This window comes from Embleya sp. NPDC001921 (genome assembly GCF_053594475.1).
The window spans coordinates 95,217-119,351 of sequence record NZ_JBSFEO010000002.1 but is presented as its reverse complement, the minus strand read 5'-3'; the positions used below and the strand labels follow the sequence as shown (position 1 = coordinate 119,351).

General features: G+C 72.1%; 18 protein-coding genes and 1 riboswitch. Of the genes, 11 read left to right on the top strand and 7 right to left on the bottom strand.

Annotation, left to right across the window (positions count from 1 at the left end):
* The first annotated feature begins 212 nt into the window (after positions 1-212).
* On the top strand, positions 213-1,655 hold the full coding sequence (gene purB / locus ACWCPW_RS02255) for an adenylosuccinate lyase (protein ID WP_449759687.1): 1,443 nt from the start codon (positions 213-215) through the stop codon (positions 1,653-1,655).
* Positions 1,656-2,025: 370 nt separating this feature from the next.
* The gene (locus ACWCPW_RS02250; RefSeq protein ID WP_449759879.1) at positions 2,026-3,567 is read left to right on the top strand and encodes an ATP-dependent DNA ligase; all 1,542 of its coding nucleotides are present in this window, start codon (positions 2,026-2,028) and stop codon (positions 3,565-3,567) included.
* 21 nt (positions 3,568-3,588) lie between these two features.
* Here ACWCPW_RS02250 and ACWCPW_RS02245 read toward each other — a convergent pair whose 3' ends face one another.
* Positions 3,589-4,443, bottom strand: coding sequence for an amidohydrolase family protein (locus tag ACWCPW_RS02245; protein ID WP_449759686.1), 855 nt, complete (start codon positions 4,441-4,443; stop codon positions 3,589-3,591).
* Between the two features lie 140 nt (positions 4,444-4,583).
* Here ACWCPW_RS02245 and ACWCPW_RS02240 point away from each other — a divergent pair, with 140 nt between their 5' ends.
* The 6 genes from ACWCPW_RS02240 to ACWCPW_RS02215 all read left to right on the top strand — a co-directional run bounded on the left by ACWCPW_RS02240 (position 4,584) and on the right by ACWCPW_RS02215 (position 12,915).
* Positions 4,584-6,299 (top strand): alkaline phosphatase D family protein, encoded by a 1,716-nt coding sequence (locus ACWCPW_RS02240; protein ID WP_449759685.1) that lies wholly within the window; start codon positions 4,584-4,586, stop codon positions 6,297-6,299.
* 134 nt (positions 6,300-6,433) lie between these two features.
* On the top strand, positions 6,434-6,895 hold the full coding sequence (locus tag ACWCPW_RS02235) for a MarR family winged helix-turn-helix transcriptional regulator (protein ID WP_449759684.1): 462 nt from the start codon (positions 6,434-6,436) through the stop codon (positions 6,893-6,895).
* Between the two features lie 5 nt (positions 6,896-6,900).
* Complete coding sequence (locus tag ACWCPW_RS02230; RefSeq protein ID WP_449759683.1) at positions 6,901-7,725, top strand: GNAT family N-acetyltransferase; 825 nt, start codon at positions 6,901-6,903, stop codon at positions 7,723-7,725.
* 47 nt (positions 7,726-7,772) lie between these two features.
* The gene (gene mug / locus ACWCPW_RS02225; protein ID WP_449759878.1) at positions 7,773-8,426 is read left to right on the top strand and encodes a G/U mismatch-specific DNA glycosylase; all 654 of its coding nucleotides are present in this window, start codon (positions 7,773-7,775) and stop codon (positions 8,424-8,426) included.
* Positions 8,427-9,275: 849 nt separating this feature from the next.
* A riboswitch (cobalamin riboswitch) is annotated at positions 9,276-9,525 on the top strand.
* 76 nt (positions 9,526-9,601) lie between these two features.
* Entirely contained in the window at positions 9,602-11,920 is a 2,319-nt protein-coding gene (locus tag ACWCPW_RS02220; protein WP_449759877.1) for a ribonucleoside-diphosphate reductase subunit alpha, read from the top strand.
* 17 nt (positions 11,921-11,937) lie between these two features.
* A complete protein-coding gene (locus tag ACWCPW_RS02215) occupies positions 11,938-12,915 on the top strand; it encodes a ribonucleotide-diphosphate reductase subunit beta (protein ID WP_449759876.1) in 978 nt (325 codons plus the stop codon).
* Between the two features lie 137 nt (positions 12,916-13,052).
* Here the strand turns inward: ACWCPW_RS02215 and ACWCPW_RS02210 are convergent, their stop codons facing one another.
* The gene (locus ACWCPW_RS02210; RefSeq protein WP_449759682.1) at positions 13,053-13,853 is read right to left on the bottom strand and encodes a helix-turn-helix transcriptional regulator; all 801 of its coding nucleotides are present in this window, start codon (positions 13,851-13,853) and stop codon (positions 13,053-13,055) included.
* Between the two features lie 137 nt (positions 13,854-13,990).
* On the opposite strand from ACWCPW_RS02210, the gene ACWCPW_RS02205 reads away from it, so the two are divergent.
* On the top strand, positions 13,991-15,004 hold the full coding sequence (locus ACWCPW_RS02205; protein ID WP_449759681.1) for a zinc-dependent alcohol dehydrogenase family protein: 1,014 nt from the start codon (positions 13,991-13,993) through the stop codon (positions 15,002-15,004).
* Positions 15,005-15,233: 229 nt separating this feature from the next.
* On the opposite strand, the gene ACWCPW_RS02200 is transcribed toward ACWCPW_RS02205, so the two are convergent.
* Positions 15,234-15,398 (bottom strand): hypothetical protein, encoded by a 165-nt coding sequence (locus tag ACWCPW_RS02200; protein WP_449759680.1) that lies wholly within the window; start codon positions 15,396-15,398, stop codon positions 15,234-15,236.
* Between the two features lie 177 nt (positions 15,399-15,575).
* Here ACWCPW_RS02200 and ACWCPW_RS02195 point away from each other — a divergent pair, with 177 nt between their 5' ends.
* Positions 15,576-16,268 carry an MOSC domain-containing protein gene (locus ACWCPW_RS02195; RefSeq protein ID WP_449759679.1) on the top strand — a complete coding sequence of 231 codons (693 nt, stop codon included), beginning with the start codon at positions 15,576-15,578 and terminating at the stop codon, positions 16,266-16,268.
* Positions 16,269-16,494: 226 nt separating this feature from the next.
* Positions 16,495-17,103: a Uma2 family endonuclease gene (locus tag ACWCPW_RS02190; protein ID WP_449759678.1), complete on the top strand. Its 609-nt coding sequence runs from the start codon at positions 16,495-16,497 to the stop codon at positions 17,101-17,103.
* On the opposite strand, the gene ACWCPW_RS02185 is transcribed toward ACWCPW_RS02190, so the two are convergent.
* The 4 genes from ACWCPW_RS02185 to ACWCPW_RS02170 all read right to left on the bottom strand — a co-directional run bounded on the left by ACWCPW_RS02185 (position 17,016) and on the right by ACWCPW_RS02170 (position 24,120).
* Complete coding sequence (locus ACWCPW_RS02185; RefSeq protein ID WP_449759677.1) at positions 17,016-17,744, bottom strand: amidase family protein; 729 nt, start codon at positions 17,742-17,744, stop codon at positions 17,016-17,018. The two genes, ACWCPW_RS02190 and ACWCPW_RS02185, sit on opposite strands and share 88 nt — an antisense overlap.
* 23 nt (positions 17,745-17,767) lie before the next feature.
* Positions 17,768-18,412 carry a LysE family translocator gene (locus ACWCPW_RS02180; protein WP_449759676.1) on the bottom strand — a complete coding sequence of 215 codons (645 nt, stop codon included), beginning with the start codon at positions 18,410-18,412 and terminating at the stop codon, positions 17,768-17,770.
* Between the two features lie 174 nt (positions 18,413-18,586).
* Positions 18,587-23,218, bottom strand: a complete 4,632-nt coding sequence (locus tag ACWCPW_RS02175) for a caspase family protein (RefSeq protein ID WP_449759675.1) — start codon at positions 23,216-23,218, stop codon at positions 18,587-18,589.
* Complete coding sequence (locus ACWCPW_RS02170) at positions 23,215-24,120, bottom strand: alpha/beta hydrolase (protein ID WP_449759674.1); 906 nt, start codon at positions 24,118-24,120, stop codon at positions 23,215-23,217. Before ACWCPW_RS02170 ends, ACWCPW_RS02175 begins: the two co-directional genes overlap by 4 nt.
* Between the last annotated feature and the right edge of the window lie 15 nt (positions 24,121-24,135).

The following is a 24,135-nucleotide window of genomic DNA, read 5'->3' as shown; positions in this document are numbered from 1 at the left end:
ACGCCGGCCGGGCGGACGGTTGCCCCGGAGAGGTCCTGGGGAGGGTCCGGGGAGGGCCCGGCGAGGTCTCGACGGGCTGGGCGGGCCGGCCGGAAACCGTGCGGCGGAGTGTGCTCGCGCACGGATGTCCGGACCGCTCGCGGCGCCGGCGCGGGGCGTGATCGCGGACGTACGTCGAAGGCGGCTCCGGCGGCTCGGTAAACTCGCCGCTCGTGACGTCCCAGCCTGTGCGCAAGCCCCGCATTCCGAACGTTCTGGCCAACCGCTACGCCTCCCCGGCGCTGGCCACGCTGTGGTCCCCCGAGCACAAGGTGGTGCTGGAGCGCCGACTGTGGCTCGCGGTGCTGCGTGCCCAGGCGGACCTGGGTATCGAGGTGCCCGAAGGCGCGGTCGCCGACTACGAGCGGGTGATCGACCAGGTCGACCTGGCCTCGATCGCCGAGCGCGAGCGGGTCACCCGGCACGACGTCAAGGCCCGGATCGAGGAGTTCAACGCTCTCGCCGGCCACGAGCACGTGCACAAGGGCATGACCTCGCGCGACCTGACCGAGAACGTCGAGCAGTTGCAGATCCGCTCGTCGCTGGAACTGGTCCGGGACCGTGTGGTGGCCCTGCTGGTGCGTCTGGCGGAGTTGTCCGCGCAGCACGCCGAGCTGGTGATGGCGGGCCGTTCGCACAACGTCGCCGCGCAGGCCACCACGCTGGGCAAGCGGTTCGCCTCGGCGACCGACGAGCTGCTGGTCGCCTACCACCGGCTCGACGACCTGATCACCCGTTACCCGCTGCGGGGGATCAAGGGCCCGGTGGGCACCGCGCAGGACATGCTCGACCTGCTCGGCGGCGACGAGGACAAGCTGGCCGAGCTGGAGGGGCGCGTCGCGGCGCACCTGGGCTTCGAGCACGCGTTCGTCTCGGTCGGCCAGGTCTACCCGCGCTCGCTCGACTACGACGCGGTCACCGCGCTGGTGCAACTGGCCGCCGGGCCGTCGTCGCTGGCCAAGACGATCCGGTTGATGGCCGGGCACGAGCTGGTCACCGAGGGCTTCCAGCCCGGCCAGGTCGGCTCGTCCGCGATGCCGCACAAGATGAACACGCGCTCGTGCGAGCGGGTCAACGGCTTCACCGTGATCCTGCGCGGCTACGCCTCCATGGTCGGCGAGTTGGCCGGCGACCAGTGGAACGAGGGCGACGTGTCCTGCTCGGTGGTGCGGCGGGTGGCGCTGCCGGACGCGTTCTTCGCGTTCGACGGCCTGATCGAGACGTTCCTGACCGTGCTCGAGGAGTTCGGCGCGTTCCCGGCCGTGGTCGCGCGCGAGCTGGACCGCTACCTGCCGTTCCTGGCCACGACCAAGGTGCTGATGGCCGCGATCCGCGGCGGGGTGGGTCGCGAGGCCGCGCACGAGGTGATCAAGGAGCACGCGGTCGCCTCCGCGCTGGCGCTGCGCGAGGGCGTCGAGCGCAACGAACTGCTCGACCGACTGGCCGCCGACGAGCGGCTGCCGCTGGACCGCGCGGCGCTGGACACGCTGCTCGCCGACCGCCTGTCCTTCACCGGCGCGGCGGCGGCCCAGGTGGCCGAGGTGGTCCGCCGCGTGGAAACGGTCGCCGAGAAGCACCCGGAGGCGGCGAAGTACCGCCCGGGCGCGATCCTGTAACCGACCCGACCACGGCGATGGGCCGGGACGCGGGGCACACCCCCGGGTCCCGGCCCATCGCCGATTCCCCACGGCAACCGACGCGGCTTCCCGTCCGAGCCCGCGGTGGCCGAGCCCGCCGGCCCGGGCGCGCGGTGGTCGAGACCCCGCGCGGCGGCGCCGCCCCCCTACACCACCCGCCCCGAGGCCTGGGCCGACCACCACCCACCCCGCGCCGCTGTATCGACGCCGAATCACCCGCCTCCCCGCGACCATCGCGCTTTCCGGGACATCCGGGGGCTCGGCCGGATGGGTGTCGGGGGCATGAGTCAGGGTGGGGTGGGCGATGGGGGTGGGGGGCTTGGGCGTGAGGAGTTGTGGCGTGGGGTCGCTGTTGTTCGGTGACGTGGCGGTCGTGTCGCGGGAGATCGCGGGCGAGGCCGGGCGGACCGCGAAGGCGGAGTTGGTGGCCGGGTGTCTGCGGCGGGCGGATCCGGCGGAGGCGACCGTGGTGGTGGCCTATCTCGCGGGCGCGCTGACCCAGCGGCAGATCGGGGTCGGGCCGGCCGCGTTGCGTGACATGCCGGAGCCGGCCGCCGAGGCGTCGCTGACGCTGCTGGAGGTGGACGCCGCGTTGGAGGCGATCGGGACCACCACCGGGCCCGGGTCGCAGGCTGCCCGGCGGGCGCTGATCGAGGCCCTGTTCGCCCGGGCCACGCAGGTCGAACAGCGGTTCCTGGCCGGCCTGTTGATCGGCGAGGTGCGCCAGGGCGCGCTGGACGGGGTGATGGCGGACGCCATCGCGCGGGCGGCCGAGGTGCCGGTGGCGGCCGTGCGCCGCGCGCTGATGCTGCGTGGGGCGGCCGGCCCGGTGGCCGCCGCGGCGCTCGCCGGCGGCAAGGCCGCGCTCGCCGCGTTCACGCTGGAGGTGGGCCACGCGGTGCGCCCGATGTTGGCCGCCTCCGCGCCGGATGTGTCCGCCGCGCTGGCCAAGTTGCGGGCCAAGGACCCGGAGGCGAGCGTCGCGCTGGAATGGAAGATCGACGGCATCCGGGTGCAGATCCACCGCGACGGCGAGCACGTCGCGGTGTTCACCCGCAGCCTGGACGACATCACCGCGCGCGTTCCGGAGCTGGTCGAGGCCGCCCGCGCGCTGCCGGTGCGCACCGCCGTGCTCGACGGCGAGGCGATCGCGCTGCGCGCGGAGGGCCGGCCGCACCCGTTCCAGATCACCGCGTCCCGGACCGGCACCCACGACGCCGCGCGGTCGCGGGCCGAGACGCCGTTGACGGTGTACCTGTTCGACGTGCTGCATGTGGACGGCGCGGACCTGATCGACCGCCCGGGCGCCGAGCGCTGGGCCGCGCTCCAGGCGCTCGCGCCGAGCGGGCTGTTGGTGCCCCGGCTGGTCACCGGCGACGCCGGTTCCGCGGACGCGTTCTTCGTCGACGCGGTCGCGCGCGGGCACGAGGGGGTGGTGGTCAAGTCGTTGGACACCCCGTACACGGCGGGTCGGCGCGGCGCCGGGTGGGTCAAGGTCAAGCCGCGGCACACCCTGGACCTGGTGGTGCTGGCGGCCGAGTGGGGGCACGGGCGGCGGCGCGGGACGCTGAGCAACCTGCACCTGGGCGCGCGCGACCCGGGCGGGGACGGGTTCGTGATGCTGGGCAAGACGTTCAAGGGGCTCACCGACGAACTGCTCGCGTGGCAGACCGAGCGGTTGCGGGAACTGGCGGTCCGCCGGGACGACTGGACGGTGTGGGTGCGGCCCGAACTGGTGGTCGAGATCGCCTTCGACGGGTTGCAGCGCAGTACCCGCTATCCGGGCGGGCTGGCCCTGCGGTTCGCCCGAGTGCTGCGTTATCGCGAGGACAAGACGGCGGCGGAGGCGGACGACATGGACACGGTCCGGGCGCTGGCGTCGGAGGAGTGACGCCGATTCCCGCCGCCCGGATCACCCGGACCCGGGCGCCTCGATCCCGATGGGGCGGTAGAGGGCGCGCGCGTTGTCGTGCAGGACGGCGGGGGCCAGGTCGGCGCCGACCGCCTCGGCGATGACGTCGAGGTCGGCGTCCCGGAACGGTCTGGGCGCGCGGGTGGAGGGCAGGTCGGTGCCGGCCACGAGCGCGTGCGGGGCGACGGCGGCCACGGCCCGGAGCGTGGCGGGCACGTCCAGCTCGACCCGGCCGAACCCGGTGGCCTTGACGTGGGCCCCGCGTTCGACCAGGCGCAGCAGGTGCGGCAGGCCCTCCCGGGACAGGCCCAGGTGGTCGATGCTCACCTTCGGCAGCGCGGTGAGCACGGGTGCCAGGTCGGGCAGGTCGCGGGCGTCGAGGTACAGCTCCGCGTGCCAGCCCGCCACCTCGTGCACGCGTCGGGCGAGCCGATCGAGCCCTTCGAGGGCCGCCGAGCCGCCCCGGCGTACGTTGAACCGGATCGCGCGCACACCCGCCGCGTCCAGCTCGCGGATCGTGTGGTCCGCGACATCGGCGCGAAGCTGGGTCACGCCGACGAAGCCGGGCCCGAGCCGGCGCAGCGCGTCGAGCAGAAAGGCCCGGTCGAAGCCCTGGAACGAGCCGGACACCACGGCGCCGCCGGTGACGCCGAGCGCCGCGACGCGGGCGAGGTAGTCGGCGACGGTGAAGGTCGGCGGCAGGTAACCGTGGTTGGCGGTGAGCGGGAAACGCGGGTCGACGATGTGCAGATGCGCGTCGAACACCGGCCGCCGGGCCGCGGGGCCGCGTGCGGCGGGTCCCTCGGCCGGGAGGTGAACCGCCGGGTCGGGCGACGCGGTGGGCGAGTGGGGCACGGCGCGGCCTCCGGGTCGGATCGGGAACGCCGCATACCGTAGCGAAGGGTTCGTGGGCGCGGCGGGCATTGGCGTCGGTCGCGCGGGGCAGGCACATGCCACGGAAGGCTTCGCTACGAGGGTGGGGAGGACCGAGGACGATGGCCGAGTTGCTGCTCGGTCCCGTGCTGCGGCACGTGGATCGTACGAGTGCCACCGTGTGGCTGGAGACGGACGCGCCGTGTGTGGTGACCGTGGCGTGCGAGGACGGTGTGGCCAGTGCCGCCACCTGGAACGTGTTCGGCCACCACTACGTGCTCGTGGTCGTCGAGGGGCTCACGCCCGGGCGGTCGCGGGAGTACCGGGTCCTGCTGGACGAGCGGGTGTGCTGGCCGGACGCGCGCTCGGGTTATCCGCCGAGCGCGGTGCGTACCGCCTCGGCCCACGGTGACGAGCGGGATCTGAACGTCGTGTTCGGATCCTGTCGCTGGTCGAGTCCGCCGAGCACCGAGGCCGGTGAGGAGCGCCGGCTCGACCCGGACGCGTTGGACACGCTCGCTCGCCGACTGATGCGGGCCCCCGACGAGCCGTTGCCGGACGCGCTGTTGTTGCTCGGTGATCAGGTGTACGCGGACGAGACCTCGCGCGCGATGCAGAACCGGTTGGCGCGGCGGCGCGACCTGAACAAGGCGCCGGGTCCGCAGATCGCCGACTTCGAGGAGTACACGCTGCTGTATCGCGAGTCCTGGTCCGATCCGCAGATTCGCTGGCTGCTGTCCACCGTGCCGAGCGCGATGATCTTCGACGACCACGACGTGATCGACGACTGGAACACCTCGCACGCGTGGCGAACCGAGATGGCCGCGACCGATTGGTGGTCGGAGCGGATCGCGGGCGCGCTCGCGTCGTACTGGGTCTATCAGCACCTGGGCAATCTCGACCCGGCCGCGTTGGCGCGCGACGAGTTGTTCGCGACGGTCAAGGCCGCGGCGCCGGGCGAGGACGTGGGGCCGCTGCTGCACGAGTTCGCGCTGCGCGCGGACGCGGAGGCGGAGGGCAAGACGACCACGCGGTGGAGCTTTAGGCGCGACTTCGGCCGGACCCGGCTGCTGATGATCGACTCGCGCGCGGGCCGGGTGCTGACCGGGGACGCGCGGGCGATGATCGGTGCGGACGAGTTGGCCTGGATCACCGAGCAGGCGGACGAGGGCGGGTACGACCACCTGCTGATCGGCACGTCGCTGCCGTGGTTGTTGCCGCACGGCATCCACGACCTGGAGTCGTGGAACGAGGCGCTGTGCGCGGGCGAGCGGGGGCCTCGGGTGGCGGCCTGGAGCGAGTGGTTGCGGCGGGCGAGCGACCTGGAGCACTGGGCGGCGTTCCGCGACTCGTTCGAGGCGCTGTCCGCGTTGATCGGCCGGATCGCGCTGCACGGCCCGCGGGCGGGCGGACCGGCGCCGGCGACGGTGTGCGTGTTGTCGGGGGATGTGCACCACGTCTACGCGGCCGAGGCGCGCTGGGTCAGTCCGGGGGAGGGGCCGCGGGCCGGTGAGGATTCGGCCGACCTGGCCCGGGTCTACCAGTTGACCTGTTCGCCGGTGCACAACTCGGTGCCCCCGGCGATCCGGGTCGGGTTCCGGTTCGGGTGGGGCAGGGTGGCGACCCGGATCGGGCGCGCCCTGGCCCGGCACGCGCGGCTGACCCCGCTGCCGGTCGAGTGGACGAAGCTGGGCGGCCCGTGGTTCGGCAACCACCTGATGACGCTCACCCTGCACGGGCGCCGGGCCACGCTGTCCCTGGACCGGGCCGTGGGCGGCCGGCACGACCGGGCCGCTCGGCTGCGCCGCGTGGGCCGGGCGACGCTGCGGGAGGAATGAGACACGGGCCGCGGAGCGGCCGGCGAGTCACGGGTGGGCCGCGCCCCGGGGGAGGGGTCCGCCTCATGGAAGTTGCCGAGCGCAACTAACATCTTTTATGGTGGTGGCGAGTCGCCACGAAGAGGAGCCTCGCCATGGCCACCCGGGAAGCCTGCCGGCACCTGCTCACCGAACTCGAGGGCATCGTCGGCGTCCACCGCAGCCTCGTCAAGGCGGTCCCGATCGGCAGCCTGCCGCCCGGCTCCGCCGTCCTGTTCGCGCTCGCCCGCAGTACGCGGCCGCTGCGCGCCGGGCACGTCGCCGAACTGCTCGACCTGGACATGTCCGTGGTCAGCCGGCACATCGCACACCTGGTCGAGCACGGGTGGGTGGAGCGCCGGCCGCACCCCCACGACGGCCGCTCCTTCCTGCTCGGCCTCACTCCGGAGGGTCGCGCGGTGGTCGACCGGGCCACCGACGACCGCCTGACGGTGATCGCCGAGCGCCTCGACGACTGGTCCGACGAGGACGCCCGGACGCTGTCCGAGCTGCTCGCGCGGCTGAAGGCCGGGTTGGCGCACCGGCCGGTATCGGTGCCGGCGGTCGTGTCACACTGACCCGCATGCCGAAGTCCGCCGCAGAGGCGCGCGCCCACTTGGAGATGTTCTACGACGCGGTGGCTCGCCGGGCCACCCGTACGGAAACGATCGGCGCGCTGACCCTGTTCATTCGCGAGGGCCACGGATGGCCCTTCTACGCACGACCCACGCTCGGCAGCTCCGTCGAGCCCACCGTCGCGGACGTCCGCGCGGTGCGGGCGCGGCAGAGAGAGTTGAAAGTGCCCGAGACGTTCGAATGGGTCGACGAGACCACCCCGGCGCTGCGCGCGGCCGCGATCGAGGCCGAACTGCACGTCCACGAGCACCCGTTGATGGTGCTCGACCCGGACGAGCAACCGGCCGAACGCCCGGCCCTGCCCGACTTGGTGTCGGTGCGTCGGATCCGGGCGGACGCGACCGACCTGGCGATCGTGCACAGCGTCGCGGCGGTCGGCTTCGCGAATCCGGGCACCGCGTCCGGGACCGACGGGCCGACCGAGCGGGACACCGCCGCGCTCGGCCAGGACCCGGGCCTGCTGTCCTACCTCAACGAGCGCCTGCGCACCGGCGAGACGGTGATGTTCGCCGCGTACGGCCCGTCCGGGCCGCTGTGCGTGGGCAGTTATCAACACCTTTACGGCACGACCGAGATCGTCGGTGTGGCCACCCTCCCGGCGGCCCGACGCGGCGGCCTCGCGGCGGCGGTGACCTGGGAGCTGGCCCGGCACGCGCTCGCCGACGGGAGCGAGACGGTGTTCCTGTCGGCCGGCGACCAGGACGTGGCACGCGTCTACGACCGGCTCGGCTTCCGGTCGGTGGGGACGGCGCTGATCGCGGAGGCGCCGTGAGCGCCCCGGCACAGCCCGGACCGCCCGCGAAGCCCGTCGTGCTGCCGATCCCGCCCGGACGCAATCCCACCGCCGCCGAGCTGGCCGCCGCGCACGGCCGGACCATCCCCGACGTGATCGGACCGAACCTGCGGGTGTTGTTCTGCGGGATCAACCCTGGCCTGTGGTCCGGCGCGACCGGACGGCACTTCGCCCGCCCCGGCAACCGGTTCTGGCCCGCGCTGTACGCCTCGGGGTTCACGCCCCGCCTGCTCGCGCCCGCCGAGCAGGACGCGTTGACCGCGCTCGGCCTCGGCATCACCAACGTGGTGGCCCGTACCACCGCCCGCGCGGACGAGTTGAGCCGAAACGAGTACGTCGCAGGCGGCGCGGCGCTCACCGCCAAGGTGCGCCGGTACCGGCCGGACTGGCTCGCCGTGCTGGGTATCGGCGCGTACCGGACCGGTTTCGGCCGGCCCAAGGCGGTGGTCGGTCGGCAGGCCGAGACCATCGGCGACACCCGGATCTGGGTGCTGCCGAACCCGAGCGGCCTGAACGCGCACTGGACGGCGGCGGCACTCGGCGAGGCGTTCGCCGAACTGCGCGCGGCGGCACATATCGAAAGCACCCGACCGGAAACGGCGCAAACCGAAGCCGCCGGGACCGAAAGCACCAGGACCGAAGCCACCAGGACCGAAGCCACCGGGACCGAAACCACCTGACCCGGGGGCGCCCGGCTCGAAAGTGGTTCGAAAGCGGCCCGGATCCGGCCCGAAGACCCCCGACCGCCCCGGGCGCGGCCGGGTCGGTCCGCGCGCCTGTATCCGAGTCGATTCGTCCATCGACCGAGTGGCATCACCCGGTTGGTGGTTACTTCGCGCTCCCTCGCGCGGTTGGGTCGGCATGGAGATCCTGCGGGCCCCGTTCGGGCCGTGGCCCACCGAGACGTTCGAGACACCCGTGTACGAGGCGTTGGTCGCGGAGTGGCGCGACTCGGGCCGGGAGGTACCCCGGTCGCCGGACCGACCCCACGACCGCCCGGCACGACACGCGCGCCCGCCGGGGTCCGGCCCCCGCACCGGACGTCCCTGAGGACGTCCCCGAGGACGCCGACGAAACCACCTCCGAGGTCGCCCGCACCGGCCGCCGGAGGCACCCGCCGACTCGGCCGTGCCCCCAGCCCCGCCGACACGCCCGCGGGACGCCGTACCCGCCCGGCACGTCCCGCGGCCGACCGTACGCCCCCGCGCCTCGCCTCCGCCCCTGCGGCCGCCCCGCGAAGGCCCGTTTTCCCGACGCCCGGACACCGCGTTCGACACGCGCCCGGCGACGCGCGACGCGCACAACGCCGGCGTGTCGTGGAGCCGTTCGGCGGCCCGCGCACGGGTACCGTCATGCCGGGCGTACGCCGGGAGGAGAGGGTTCCACGCGGCCCCGGGAGGCGCCGCGACACCCGGTGTGGACGGCCGCGCCGCCGGGCGTGGGCCCGTCCCGGTCGAAATCGTGGTACGTCGGGAATCGCGACACGACACAACACCTGGGGGTGCGACGACCACCCCGCCACTACATATATGCTCTGCGACGCAGCTGGTTCGCCGTTCCGGTCAAACGGGAGGGCGACGCAAGAGGGAACCCGGTGTGAAGCCGGGACTGCCCCCGCAGCGGTAAGCGGGAACGAATGTCGTCCTGGAGCGCCGAACGCCGAGAGGGGTTCTGCGACCGACGACCACGGGGAACTCCGCGGCCCGCCGAGCACATCGTGCCCGGTGGCGCCCCGGCATGCCCGCGAGTCCGAATACCTGCCGGCTGTCCGTGCCTTCGGGCGCGGGGTCACTGTACGTACGAGCTCGCGAGGAGAGAGCACGTGACCGTTGTGGACAGCGTGGGCGCGACCCGGATGCGGATCGACGAAAGCCCCGAGGACCAACTGGCTACCCTGGTGCGCACCCAGGCGCGCGATCTGCCGGAGGTCGATCCGGATCGGGTCGTCCGCCGGGTCGTCGCGGGTCTCAACGAGGGCGCGGACAAGGGTGCGGCCGCGGACCTGGCGGTGCGTACCGCCGCCGAGTTGATCGCCGAGGAGCCCGCCTACTCGCGGCTCGCCGCGCGCCTGCTCGCCGGCCGGATCGCGGACGAGGCGCTCGACGCCGGGGTCACCTCGTTCAGCGCCGGCATCGCGCTCGGCCGGCGCGAGGGCATCATCGGCGCGGAGACCGCGGCGTTCGTCGCTGAGCACGCCGCCGACCTGGACGCCGCCGTGGACGTCGACGGCGACCGGCGGTTCGAGTACTTCGGCCTGCGCACCGTGTACGACCGCTACCTGCTGCGCCACCCGGTGTCGCGCAAGGTGGTCGAGACCCCGCAGCACTTCCTGCTGCGCGTGGCGTGCGGCCTGGCCCAGGAGCCCGGCGAGGCGATCGGCTTCTACCGGCTGATGTCCTCGCTCGCCTACCTGCCCAGCTCGCCGACGTTGTTCAACTCCGGCACCGTGCACACCCAGATGTCCTCGTGCTACCTGCTCGACTCGCCCAAGGACGAACTGGAGTCGATCTACGACATGTACGGGCGGATCGCCCGACTGTCGAAGTTCGCCGGCGGCATCGGCGTGGCCTGGTCGCGGGTGCGTTCGCGCGGCTCGCTGATCCGCGGCACCAACGGGCACTCCAACGGCATCGTGCCGTGGCTCAAGACGCTCGACTCCTCCGTGGCCGCGGTCAACCAGGGCGGTCGGCGCAAGGGCGCGGCCTGCGTGTACCTGGAGACCTGGCACCCGGACATCCTGGAGTTCCTCGAACTGCGCGAGAACACCGGTGAGGACGCGCGCCGCACGCACAACCTCAACCTGGCCAACTGGGTGCCGGACCTGTTCATGCGCCGGGTCGAGGAGGACGGCGTCTGGTCGCTGTTCGACCCGAACGAGCTGCCCGAACTGCCCGACCTGTGGGGCGCCGAGTTCGACAAGGTGTACGAAGCCGCCGAGCGGGACGGCCGGTTCGTCCGGCAGATGCCCGCGCGCGACCTCTACGCCCGGATGATGCGCACCCTCGCGCAGACCGGCAACGGCTGGATGACCTTCAAGGACGCCGCCAACCGCACCTGCAACCAGGCCGCGGAGCCCGGCAACGTGGTGCACCTTTCCAACCTGTGCACCGAGATCCTCGAGGTGACCAGCGACGGCGAGACCGCCGTGTGCAACCTCGGCTCGGTCAACCTCGGCGCGCACGTGATCGCCGGCCAGGGCATGGACTGGGACAAGCTGCGCGCGACGGTGCGCACCGCGGTGGTCTTCCTGGACCGCGTGATCGACATCAACTACTACCCGACCGACCAGGCCGCCGCGTCCAACCCGCGCTGGCGTCCGGTGGGCCTGGGCCTGATGGGCCTGCAGGACGTGTTCTTCACGCTCGGCATGCCGTTCGACTCGGTCGAGGCGCGCGAGTTGTCCACGCTGATCTCCGAGGAGATCTACCTGACCGCGCTGGAGACCTCCTCGGCGCTCGCCGAGGTGCACGGCCCGCACCCGGCCTACGCCGAGACGCACGCCGCGCGCGGCCGGCTCCAGCCGGACCTGTGGGAGGGCGTGTACCCGACCCAGACCAAGCGCTGGGACGCGCTGCGCGACCGGGTCGCCGAGCACGGCCTGCGCAACTCGCTGCTCGTGGCGATCGCGCCGACCGCGACCATCGCCTCGATCGCCGGCGCCTACGAGTGCATCGAGCCGCAGGTGTCGAACCTGTTCAAGCGCGAGACGCTGTCCGGCGAGTTCCTCCAGATCAACGCCTACCTGGTGCGCGAGCTCAAGGCCCGCGGCCTGTGGACCCCCCAGGTCCGCGACCGGATCAAGCGCGCCGAGGGATCGGTCCAGAGCATCGCCGAACTCCCGGAGGACGTGCGGGAGTTGTACCGCACCGCATGGGAGCTGCCGCAGCGTGCGCTGATCGACCTGGCGGCGGCCCGCTCGCCGTACATCGACCAGTCGCAGTCGCTGAACCTGTTCATGGCCGACCCGACCATCGGCAAGCTGTCCTCGATGTACCGCTACGCGTGGTCCACCGGCCTCAAGACCACGTACTACCTGCGCTCGCGCCCCGCGACGCGGATCCAGCAGGCGACCGTGCCGGCGCAGGCCTCGGCCGCGCCCGTCGAGGAGATCTCCGACCTGGAGGTCATCGCCTGCTCGCTGGAGAACCCCGAAGCCTGTGAGGCGTGCACGTGAGCCTGCTCGATCCCGGAATGAACCTCACGCTGCGCCCGATGCAGTACCCGGACTTCTACGAGAAGTACCGCGCGGCGATCCGCAACACCTGGACGGTCGAAGAGGTCGACCTGCACAGCGACCTCGCCGACCTGGACAAGCTCAGCCCGGCCGAACGACACCTCGTGCAGCGCCTGGTCGCGTTCTTCGCGACCGGTGACACGATCGTGGCGAACAACCTGGTGCTGAACCTGTACCGGCACATCAACTCGCCCGAGGGGCGGCTGTACCTGTCGCGGCAACTCTTCGAAGAGGCCGTCCATGTGCAGTTCTACCTGACCCTGCTGGACACCTACATGCCCGACCACGAGGAGCGCGAGCAGGCGTTCGCCGCGGTCGAGCACATCCCCTCGATCCGGCGCAAGGCGGAGTTCTGCTTCCGCTGGATCGACTCGGCGATGGGCCTGGACCGGCTCGAATCGCGGGACGACAGGCGGCAGTTCCTGCTCAACCTGATCTGCTTCGCGGCGTGCATCGAGGGCCTGTTCTTCTACGGCGCCTTCGCGTACGTGTACTTCCTGCGCTCGCGCGGTCTGCTCAACGGCCTCGCCTCGGGGACCAACTGGGTCTTCCGTGACGAGTCGGCGCACATGGACTTCGCGTTCGCCGTGGTCGAGACGGTCCGGGCCGAGGAGCCCGACCTGTTCGACGACGAACTCGCCGAGGACGTAAGGCGGATGCTCGCGGAGGCGGTCGAGGCGGAGACGGCGTTCGCGGAGGACCTGCTCCAGGGCGGCGTGTCCGGGATGACGGTCGCCGACATGCGCTCGTACCTGGAGCACGTGGCGGACCGCCGGCTGGCCCAGTTGGGCATGGCGCCGGTGTACGGCTCGGCGAACCCGTTCGGCTTCATGGAACTGCAGGACGTGCAGGAACTCTCGAACTTCTTCGAGCGGCGGGTCTCGGCCTACCAGGTCGCGGTCACCGGCTCGGTGTCGTTCGACGAGGACTTCTGAGGACGAGGACTTCCGAGTCCGGGCGCCCTCGCGCGATCGCAACCGCACCGCCCTGTCGTCCCGGTCCCGGGACGGCGGGGCGGTTTCGCGTTGTCGGGGCCGGAGCGGCTCCGGGGCGGTGTGGTGGGGGTCGGCGGTCAGGACCGCTCGGCCGCGCGCCGGCGCAGCGCCGTGGCGGTGGCCTCGTCGGCCGGCAGGAACGCCTCCAGGTGCAGTTCGGCCAGCGTGATGTCGGTGGCCGTGGCGAAGGACGTCAACGTGGTCAGCAGCCGCAACTCGCCCGGGCCGTCCGGGTCGCGCAGCCGCAGCGGGACCGCGAAGCCCAGGTGGTCGGGGCCGAGTCGGGCGTCCGGGACGTAGCCGCGCAGTTCCTCGATGAACGCGTCGAGCAGCGGGTCCGGGCTGCGCAGCGCCTGTGCGCGCATGTTCTCCAGGACGTGATGCCCCCAGGCGTCGAGGTTCGCCACGCGTGGCGCCATGCCCTCGGGATGCAGCATCAGGCGCAGCATGTTCATCGGCTCCCGGAGCAACTCCGGCGCCGCCCCCTCGGTCAGCACGTCGATCGCCGTGTTGGCGGCGACGATCTGCCCGTACGGGCGCAGCACCATCGCCGGATAGGGCAGGTGGCCGTCCAGCACCGCGCGCAGCGCCTCGCGTACCGGGCGCAACATCGGCGCGTCCAGGTCCGATTCGGGGAAGACCGGCGCGTACCCGGCGGTGTGCAGCAGCGCGTTGCGCTCGCGCAGGGACAGGCCGAGCGATTCGGCGAGGCGGATGATCATGGTGCGGCCGGGACGGGATCGGCCGCTCTCGATGAAGCTGACGTGGCGCTGGGTGGTGTCCGCGCGCGCGGCGAGTTCCAGTTGGCTCAGCCGCCGGGTGGTACGCCAGCGCCGCAGCTCGGCGGGGAAGTCCGGACCGTGGGTCATCGTGCTCATGAGGGCAGTTCCAGGCACTCGGAGGTATCGGGGGCAATTCCCCGGCGGGAATTGCCGGGCTCGGGGGCCTGTCGCAGGATCCTTCCACAGCCCGCCGAACGGGGCGGTTCGTGATCCGTCGAGAAAGGCACAACGCGATGAAGAGCTACCACCTGGCACCCGGCGCCGGTATCGACGGCGTCACCGTCCGTGCGCACGACGAGCCGGAGCCCGGGCCCGGGCAGGTGCTGGTCCGGGTGCGGGCGACCTCGCTGAGCTTGCGCGAACTGCTGGTCCTGGCCGGCGACTATCCGCTGCCGGTGTCGCCCGACGTCGTTCCCGGGTGCGCCGGGGTGGGTGAGGTGGTCGCGATCGGGGCGGGCGTCACCCGGGCCCGGGTCGGCGACCGGGTGGCGGCGACCGTGTTCCCGGACTGGATCGACGGGCCGTTCGCGCCGGCCTACGCGGCGCAGCTCGGCAGTTCGCGCGACGGCATGCTCACCGAGTTCGCGCTGGTCGGCGAGCAGGCGCTGGTGCACATCCCCGCGCACCTGTCCTTCGCGGAGGCCGCCACCCTCCCGCTCACCGCGGTGACGGCGTGGAACGCGCTGACCGGAGGGCGACCGCCGCTGCCGGGCGAGAGCGTGCTGACGCTCGGCACGGGAGCCGTGTCCCTGTTCGCGGTACAACTCGCCAAGGCGTCGGGTGCGCGGGTGATCGCCACCACGTCGAGCCCGGACAAGGCGGAACGACTGCGCGAGCTGGGTGCGGACGAGGTGGTCGACTACCGCGAACACCCCCGCTGGGGCGAGGAGGTGCGGCGGGTGACCGGCGGGCGCGGGGTCGACCGGGTGGTGGACGTCGCGGGGAACCTGACCCAGTCCCTGGCCGCGACCGCGCTCGGCGGCGAGATCGCCTTCGTCGGCCACTGGTTGGGGTCGGACGCGCCCGACGCGTCGCCGTCGCCGGCCGCGCTGTTCAACGCGGGCGCGGTGCTGCGTCCGCTCGCGGTGGGCAGTCGGGCACAGTTCGAGGCGCTGCACCGGGCGGTGGACATGTGGCGGCTGCGGCCGTGCGTGCACCGGGAGTTCGGCTTCGACGAGGTTCCGGAGGCGTTGCGCTACTACCGCAAGGGTGGGTTCGTGGGGAACGTCGTGATCGACCACGGGTGATGGACTGGTCTCCGCCGCGCCGAAATCCGCCTGTGGGAGCGCCTGTTGCGAGTGGGCCGACACGCGGGCGGGTTTCGGGCGAGGCGGGAGGGGACCGGACGGGGGCCCGGGCGCCACGGAGTTCGCGGTGCGGCCCGGGGCGGGGCACCGGTGCCGGTGTGGCCGGCCCGGTGGGTGCGCGCTTCGAATTCGCGGGTGAGCGCGGTGCGTTCGCCCCGGGGCGAAAGGGTCAGCCGGTGCCGGTGGGCGGGTTGCCCGTGCCGCCGCTGCCGCCACGACCGCCGCGGCGACGGGCGAGTCGGTCTCGCACGAGCCGGCGGCCCTGCTCGACCTGGCGCGGATTGCGCCGGATGTATCCCTGGATCTTCTTGATGGTGTTCGACAGCGAACTCATGCCGTGGTCCCTCCCTGAAGCCCGGACACCCGGGCCTCGGCGTCCCCGAGGGCGCCGATAACTGGTGTTTGCCCGAGTTCGGCCCGGGATACGCGGTGATCGACCGCGCAATCACCGGGATTCGGCGGTGAATCGGCCCGACGGCGCCTTCGCGGCCCGGCCCGGTAGCCTGCCGGTATGCCGCATGTGATCTCCGTCAACCTGGCCCACCCCCGACCCAACCCGACGAAGTCCGACGTCACCACGACGGGGATCGACAAGCGACCGGTCGACCATCCGGTCGCCGTACGCGCGCCCGGCCCCAAGGATTCGGGACTGGGCAGCGGACTGGTCGGCGACGGGGTGTACGACCGACGGCACCACGGCGGCGACGATCAGGCCGTCTACGCGTACGCGCGGGAGAACCTGGACATGTGGGCCCGCGAGTTCGGCCGCGAACTGGGCAACGGCAGCTTCGGGGAGAACCTCACCACGTCCGGCCTGGACCTGGAGGCCGCGCTGATCGGTGAGCGCTGGCGCGTGGGCGAGGCGGGTCCACTGTTGGAGGTCTCCGTCCCGCGCATCCCGTGCGCGACATTCGCGCACTGGCTGGACGAGCGGCGATGGGTGCGGCGCTTCACCGAACGGGCGCTCCCGGGCACCTACCTGCGCGTGATCGAACCGGGCGAGGTGGCCTCGGGTGCCCCGATCACGATCGTGTCCCGTCCGTCCCACGACGTCACCACAGGCATCTGCTTCCGAGCCCTGACCCTCGAGCCCGACCTGCTGCCCCGACTCCTCGACATAGCGGAACTCCCGCACGACATCCGCGACATGGCCCACAAACGCATCACCACCACCCCCTCCCCGACCGCCCCGCAACCCGAGTAGCCCCACCTCACCCGAGCACCCCCACCCGAGCACCCCAAGCCGGAGACCGCACACCCGGCTCCGCCTCCTCCGAATGCGATCGAGCACTCGAACGAGTGAACCCCTGAGGAACACCGGCGCTTGAACGGCGAACCCGGTTTCCTGAGGACGACCGCCGGTCATGCCCGGCGTTCCTTGATCGTCGTTCCACAATAGGAGTGCTTCGACCCGCTTGGAGGTGTGTGCGATGACCGCCGTATACGAGCCGCCCGGCTGCCCGCCCGAAACGGTGGCGGTTGATGTGGCGGACGGTCTCCATGTGCCCGACGGCTGGCGCGTCGAGGTCGTCGAGGGGGTTATCGCGGTGTCCCCGATGCCGGACTGGGAGCATCACAAGATCATCCGGGCGATCGTCACGACCTGGGGAGCCGCCGGTATCGACGCGTCACACGGCGATGTCGGATTCTGCCTTCGGCCGGGCCACTGTCGCGGGAGCGACGGTTCCCACGTCATTCCCGACGTCTTCGTCGCGCGGCGGGCGCCGAACGAGGCCGAGATCGGCGCCGCGGGGCACCACGCGAACTGGATGTCGGCGTCCATGTTGGCCCTGGTCGGTGAGGTGACCAGCTCCGACCCCTACAACGATCGTGGGCCGAAGGCCCGAGCGTACGCTCGGGCCGATATTCCCGTTTATCTGCTCATCGATCGCGACTTCGGCAAGGCCGTGGTGCATACGCTGCCGGGGCTTGATCGCGAAGGTCATCCCGTCTATCGGGCCCGTGCGGAATTCGACCTGGCGGAACGGATCGTGTTGCCGCCTCCGTACCCGGAGCTGGAGTTGGGGGCTATTCGGTGACGAAGGTGGGGGGTGTGCGGTGGTGCCAGGGGAGGGCTTGTTCGAGGAGGGTGGCGAGGCGGAAGAGGGTGTCCTCGCGGCCGTAGGGGGCCACCAGTTGCACGCCGATCGGTAGGCCCGAGGTGCTCTGGGCCGTCGGTGGCGTGCGCGATCGGTACCGCGCCGGCCGCGACCAGGGCCGCCGGGCCACCGCTGGAGCCGCCGACTCCACGGTCGAGGTCCCAGGGGTTGCGGGTGACGCCGTACTTGGCGGACTCCGTCGCGAAGCTGATCGCCATCTCGGGCGCGGTGGTCAGGCCCAGGGTGACCAGGCCGGCGGCCCGGAACCGGGTCATCAGGTCGCTGTCGTGCGCCGGGACGACGCCCGGTACGGCGCGGCTGCCCAGGAAGAACGGGACGCCCGCCGCGACCGGCCCGGTGTCCTTGATCAGGAACGGCACGCCGGCGAACGCGGCGTCGGGGTCGGGCGAGCGCTCGAGCGCGGGCTCGAAGGCGGGCAGCGCGAGGCCGTGCACGGCGGCGTCGGCGACCCCGAGCGCCTGCCGGGCGGCCCCTTCCACCTCGGCCGAGGTGACCTCGCCGGCGCGGATCAGGTCGCGCAGACCGATCGCGTCGTACTTCGCGTACTCGCCGAGCCGCATGCCGCTCCTCGTCTCGCTGTGTGTCAGGCGGTCGCCGGGTGGCTCCGGTCGGTGGCCAGCTTGATCGCGAGCCCGCCCAGCACCGTGCCCATCACGTAGCGCTGGACGCGCAGCCAGGACGGCCGCCGGGCCAGGAAGACCGCGATGGATCCGGCGGCGAGGACCAGGATCGAGTTCACCGTCAGGCTGATCACGATCTGGATGCTGCCCAGCGCGAAGCCCTGGAGCAGCACGTGCCCGGCGTTCGGGTCGACGAACTGCGGGATCAGCGACAGGTACATGATCGCGGCCTTGGGGTTCAGCAGGTTCGTCAGCAGGCCCATGGTGAACAGCCGCCGATTCGAGTCCGGCGCGAGCTCCTGCGGGCTGAACGCCGAGACGCCACCGGGTCGCAGCGCCTGCCAGGCGAGCCAGCCGAGATAGGCGGCGCCGGCGATCTTGACCGCCACGTACAGCTCGGGCACGACGATGAACACGGCGGAGAGGCCGAGATTGGCCATCGACATGTAGATCAGGAAGCCGAGCCCGACACCGAGCAGCGACACCAGGCCGGCCCGACGCCCCTGGGTGATGCTGCGCGAGGTCACGTACATCATGTTCGGGCCGGGCGTCAGCACCATCCCGAGCGCGACGGCGCTCACTCCGAGTATCGCGCTGGTCTCGATCACGCTTGCCCCCGCTGGTGGTACGGGCGGTCGCCGCGGTCGTCGCCGCCGCCCTGGGTCGATCGCTGGTCGCGCAATTGTGTCCGGTCCGCGGTTTTCCGGGCAACCGGGTTGTCCGCGACCACCGGCCGGCGGGTGACGGGGGAAGGGGCAGGGGCAGGGCGGGGGTGACGGGTGTCAGTCCCGGGCCAGTCCGAGCCGGCGCCGCCAGGCGGTGGACAGGCGGGGGCGCAGGAGTACGACGCCCTGCTGCGTGGCGACGGCCATGTCGAAGTCGGCCAGGACGGCGGCGTCGTTGAGCAGGGCGGGGAGTGGGGTACGCCAGATCAGCTCGCCGGAGGGGAGGTGGCACAGGGCGATCCCGTGCTCGTCGTTGACCAGGACGGCGGCTTCACCGTTGGGCGAGTTGCCGGCCCAGAGGAGGCGCTTGGCGGGGACGGCGAGTCGGCCGGGGCGGGTCGGGGACGCGGAATGCCACGTGTGTACCGCCATGGGAACCACGGGGTCATGATGTGGAAACGCGGCGACCATCCAGACCAACAGTGGATCGTTCGACGGGAGCCGCGCCCAGCGCAGGTGGTGCGGGCCGACGAACGCGTCGATCGGAAGCCTGATCCTTCGGGGGTTCGTCACCGGCGGTGTGCCGACGACGTGCACGCGATTCCCGGTCAGATCGACGACGCCGCAACTCCCGTCGTAGCCCGCACAGGCGATGTAGCGCACACCGTGTCGGGTGTGGAACGGCACCATGTGTTCCACCCGCAGCGGCATTTCGAGCAGACCGCTGCCGAAATTCGCACCACTTGTCGCATCCCGGAGATGAAGCCGAGTGGTGAAGGACGGTTCCGCGTCGGGCAGATTCTCGGGACCTTCGGCGAGGATCAGCAAGGGCTGCCCCGTCGACGTGGCCAGGGCGGTCGAACCGATGGTGCGCGAAAGGCTGTCGGTGGTCGCGGCGAGCCTCCAATCGGTTCCCGGGTTGCGGGTGGGCGACACGAAGTCGACCACACCCGCGACGACATCGACGGATACCAGACGTGGGTGGGGATGCGCGTCCGAGGGAGGAATCATGTGCCGCCGCGCGAGGTTGGGCTTGCGCCGGGCGAAATCGAGTCGAGTCGTGCGCACCTCGTGGTCGGGGCTCACGCGGTGCCAGGCGACCGCAGTGGACCAGGCCGAATCCGGCAGGCTCTCGAAGACGCCGAGCATGCCCTCGTCGTCCTCGTACCAGTGGTCGGCGACGACATCGCACGGAAACAGGTCGATGGTCCGGGAGATGTCCGCGTCTTCCGAGAGGTTGCCGTCGACCATGCGAACACCCCGTCGGGAAACCTCCCAAATCTCCTTCGACGGTGCCCGCCGGCCGATGAGCGCCCGGCTCTCGGCCGTGACATACGCCGGCTCGGCGACGTCGACGACATCCCCGGGACCGGTCGTGGCACCGCTCGCCGGCGGTTGCCAGTTCCACAGCCGAACCGTTCCGTCATTGCCGACCGCGAGGATGTTCAGACCGCGGGTGGGAGCAGACGAGAGCACCCGAAGCGCGCATACGGCGCTCTCGTGACCGTAGAGCGGCTCTCCGATCGAGGTGCCGTCGGCGGCATCGACGACGTGCACGGCGCCCTTCCAGCCCGCCTGTACGACGTACGCCCGATCCGAACCCCGCGAGGCCGCGATCGAGACGTGCTTCGGACGCAGGCGGGTGGTCCGCACGGGGAGGCCGGACATCGGCAGTGTGCACATCCTCCTGAAGTCCCCCACGATGTAAGCGGGTTCGCCGTCGGTGCGGACGAATCCACCCCATGCCTGGTCGACGGGATGGGGGAGCGGGAACGCGACGGACGATCCCCGCCCGATATCGGCCAGTGTCACGCGCGTCACGGCCGGACCCGACTTCTCCAGGACGGCGATGAAGGTGTCGCCCTTCGGGTTCCTGGTGATGGCGACCGTGAATTCGGTGCCGAGGTCATCGAGGAGGACTTCCGGAGGGCGCGGCGGATTTGCCTCGATGTCGTGCAGGGTGACCGAGTTCTCGAATTCATCGGACAGCAGCAACGAGGCGCCGCGTCCCGGCCTGTGGATCAGCCCGCCTGTCGGTGTCGGCTCCGCGTTGGACCAGACGGAATCCACGCGATGGAGCAGGCGGCCGGTGGACGCCTCCAGAACGTCGACTCGACCCTGTCCGGCACAGACCACAACCGACGTCCCGTCGGCCAGCACGCCTGTGTCGAGAATGCGCCGGTACGCGGTGTCGGGGACGCGCAGCACCGGTACCGCGTCGTGGACGTCCCAGATCCGCAGGCATCCCGGGACATCGAGCGTGGCGGCCACGGGCCGGTCGTTCGCGTCCACGAACGCCGCGGCACTGGTCAGCGGGTCCGGGTGCGGCAGTGTCTTGGTCGCCGATGGCTCGTCCGGGACCCAGACATGCACGCACGTCCCGTCGGGCGGGAGCGCCAGGATCATGGACCGACCCGCCGGCTTCAGTTCCTCGATCCACCAGTTCGGGGAGATCGCGCGGACCGAGAATCCTCCCGCGCCGTGGTGCCCGATGATCCGATGCGGCGTCACCAACCGGGGCTCCGTCCACACCCGCTCCGTCGACGCGGACAACTCCAGCGCCCGCGCCGCGAATTCGTGCTCGCCGTTCGCCCGGGCCACGAAGGCGAGGTGGGCGGCCCGGTCCACACTCCGATCCCGCAGCACCTCCGCGCAGCGTTCGACGACCAGCGGCAACATCGAGTCGCCGCGGGCGCGTCGGACCGCCCGCAGCAGGTCGACCGCACCCGCGGCCAGCACGAACGCCGGGTCCGTGATCAGCTCGCCCACGGTGCCGGCCGCCGCGCTGTGCGTGGCCAGGTGGTACCGGATATAGGCGTGCGCCCTCGCCCAGTCCGGACGGTCGTCCGCGCCGGCCGGCACCAGGCTCCACAGCGCCGCGGCGAAGCACGCCTGGACGTCCGTCAGGTCCCGCGAGGCCAGCACCCGCTTCCGGAGGTGATCGGCCAACTCCTGGTGATAGAGCCGGAAGTACCGTCGCTCGCCGACCGCCACGGTGGTGAGGTACGAGCCCTCCTCGTCCACCAGGTCGTCGATGTCCCGCTCGACCACCGACTCGCCCGACAACCGTGACGCGACCGCCGCCCACACCCCTTCCCGGGGCAGCCCGTGTCCCTCCGCGAAGGCCAACGCCGTGAGCAGGATCAGCGCCGTCGACCGGCGCTCCCGCGGCAGCCGGTGCAGGTAGGCCCGGAACGCGCCGCCCACATCCGAGGGCAACGCGTCGGCCCACCCCGGCACCCTCACATCCACCGGATCGTCCCGCAGCAGCGCGCTCGCCGTCATCCGCGCCACCAGGAAGCAGCGCCCGGCTCGCCGCGCCACCGCCCGCGCGATGGTGGCCGCCGTGGCCGAATCGCCCTCGGCGTACGGCGATCGCCCATCGGTCAGGATGCGCTCGACGTACTCGGCGACGCTCGTGTCGTCCGCGTACTCCGCCGTGTCCAGATCCACCATCGGTGCGCGCTCGCACCAATCGCGCAGGTGTTCGCGCCGCGAGCCCACCACCAGGCGCACGCACGGCACGTCACCGAGCGGACGCAACAACTCCCACGCGATCCGCCGTGCCTCGTTGGGGTCGTGGCCCGGCCCGGCCTCGTCCAGCGAATCCAGCACCACACAAAACGGCGCCACGCGCGCGGCCAGGGCCGTCAGCAGCGCGTCCACGTTCGACACGCGCACATCCGCGGCCGCCGCCAGGCGGGTGACCAGCGCGTCGATCGTCTGATGGCGCGCGTTGATCGACACGTCGACCCGGTGTGCGCCGCCCGCGATGCCGCCCTCCAGCACGATGCGGCCGAGCACCGCCGACTTGCCCGAACCCGGCGCACCGGTGACGGCCAGCGGACCGCGACCGCCCGGGCCGCCCAGCCGGGCCCGGACGACATCGAGCGCGCGGGTGCGGCCGGTGAAGTACGAGCCGGGGTCGTGGACGTGCTCGACGCCGCGTCCGCGCGGCTCGAAGTGCGCGGCCACGTCCGTGGATTCGCCGTCCACGAGACCGTCCGGACCGATCTCCGCCGACGGGTCGAAGGCCGGGTTGGGAAAGAACGGGGGTTGGATCGACTGATCGGTGACCGAACACACCGCGAGCTGCCGGTATCCCGCCGCGACGAAGGCCCGGTTGACCCGGTCGGCGAGCAGCGCGGGGGACAGGTGGCGCTGTGACGCGCCGTCACCCGCCGCGTGCGCGCGCCCGAGTTCCGTCGCGAAGTGGCCCATGTCGCCCGCGAGATCGCGCGACCGGGCCGAGGCCAGCACCCAGGTACCGGAGCCGGGGGCGTCGGTCCGGGCCCGAGCCGCGACGAAAGCCGCCGTCACGGCGGCGAGTTCGGGCGAGCCCGCACCGGCGTAGCACGCGTCGACGATGAACAGCACATTGCGTGCGGGAGAGGCGGCCAGTACCGACGCCAGGTTCTCCAACGACAACCACGTGCGCGGGCGCGCCGCCTTGGAGCCCGCGCACGCCAGGCGGTACGGCCCGGCATCCGGCCGGTCGCCGTGGCCCGCGTAGTACACGACCACGATGTCGCTCGCGGTCAACGTGTCCCCCGCGCACCAGTCCGCGAGCGCGTCCTCGAAGTCGCCGGCGTCCGGGTCGAGCGACACGCCGGTCAGCACCCGCTCGTAGCCCATCCCCGCGAACAGGTCCGCGATCCGGGCGACATCCGGGTGCGCGCCGGGCAGGGGTTCGTGTTCCGCGTAGGTGCCCGTGCCGGCGGCGATCAGATAGCGGCGCGGTTCGCTCACCCGTACGGACCGCCCTGCGCGGCGGGCTCCCGCAGCCCGGCCACGATCGCCCGCCCCGTCTCCACCGCGGTCAGATACCTCGTCGCGTCGTGCATGTGACTGCCGTTGTGCACCAGTTCGTCGGTCAGTCGATCGCCGAAGAACGGCCGCAACTCGCTGACCACGGCGACCACATCGGCCGAATCGGCGACGTTGGTCCAGGTTCGCAGACCCTGCGGCCACCACCCCATGCCCTCGATCGGCTCGGGCCGCAGGCGGGCGTGCACCAGGGCCCGCATGCCCAGCGGCGAGCCCAGGGTGACCAGCGTGTCCACGCGGTGGGAGGTGTTGCACAGCGTCTCGTACGCCACCACCGACCCGAGCGAATGGGCCACCAGCACCCGCGTCCTGGGCGTGATCCGCGCCGCCACCCGGGCCCGCACCCGGGTGCGGACGTCGTCGTCGGTGAGGTAGCGCGCCAACTGCTTCAGGTCGCCGATCAGCGCGCGATCGAGCACGCCGGTCAGGAACCGGGCGCCGGTCAACGCGTCCAGGGCCGCCCGTACGGTCTTCAGACGCAACGACTGCGACGCCAGTCGGCCGACCGCCCCGCGCGAGCCGGCCTCGTCCGGACCCGGCACGCTCGGATCGACGCGCGCGGCCTGCGCCCACCACTCCATCAGCAGGTCGAACTCCACGCCCTCTTCCACATCGGCCGCGTCGAACGGTTCGTCCCCCGCGGACCGGGCACCCGCCGGCCGGAACAGGTCGCCGTAGAACGCGACCCCGACCTCCTCCGCCTCCGGTACCGGCCCCCCGGCCAGCCTTGCCCCGCCCCGCAGTTCGGGGACGACGTCGCGGGCGAGCGAGTCCTCGCTCAGAAACTGCCTGCCGACGCCATGCACGAATACGACCTTGGTCACGGACCCTCCCCGGTG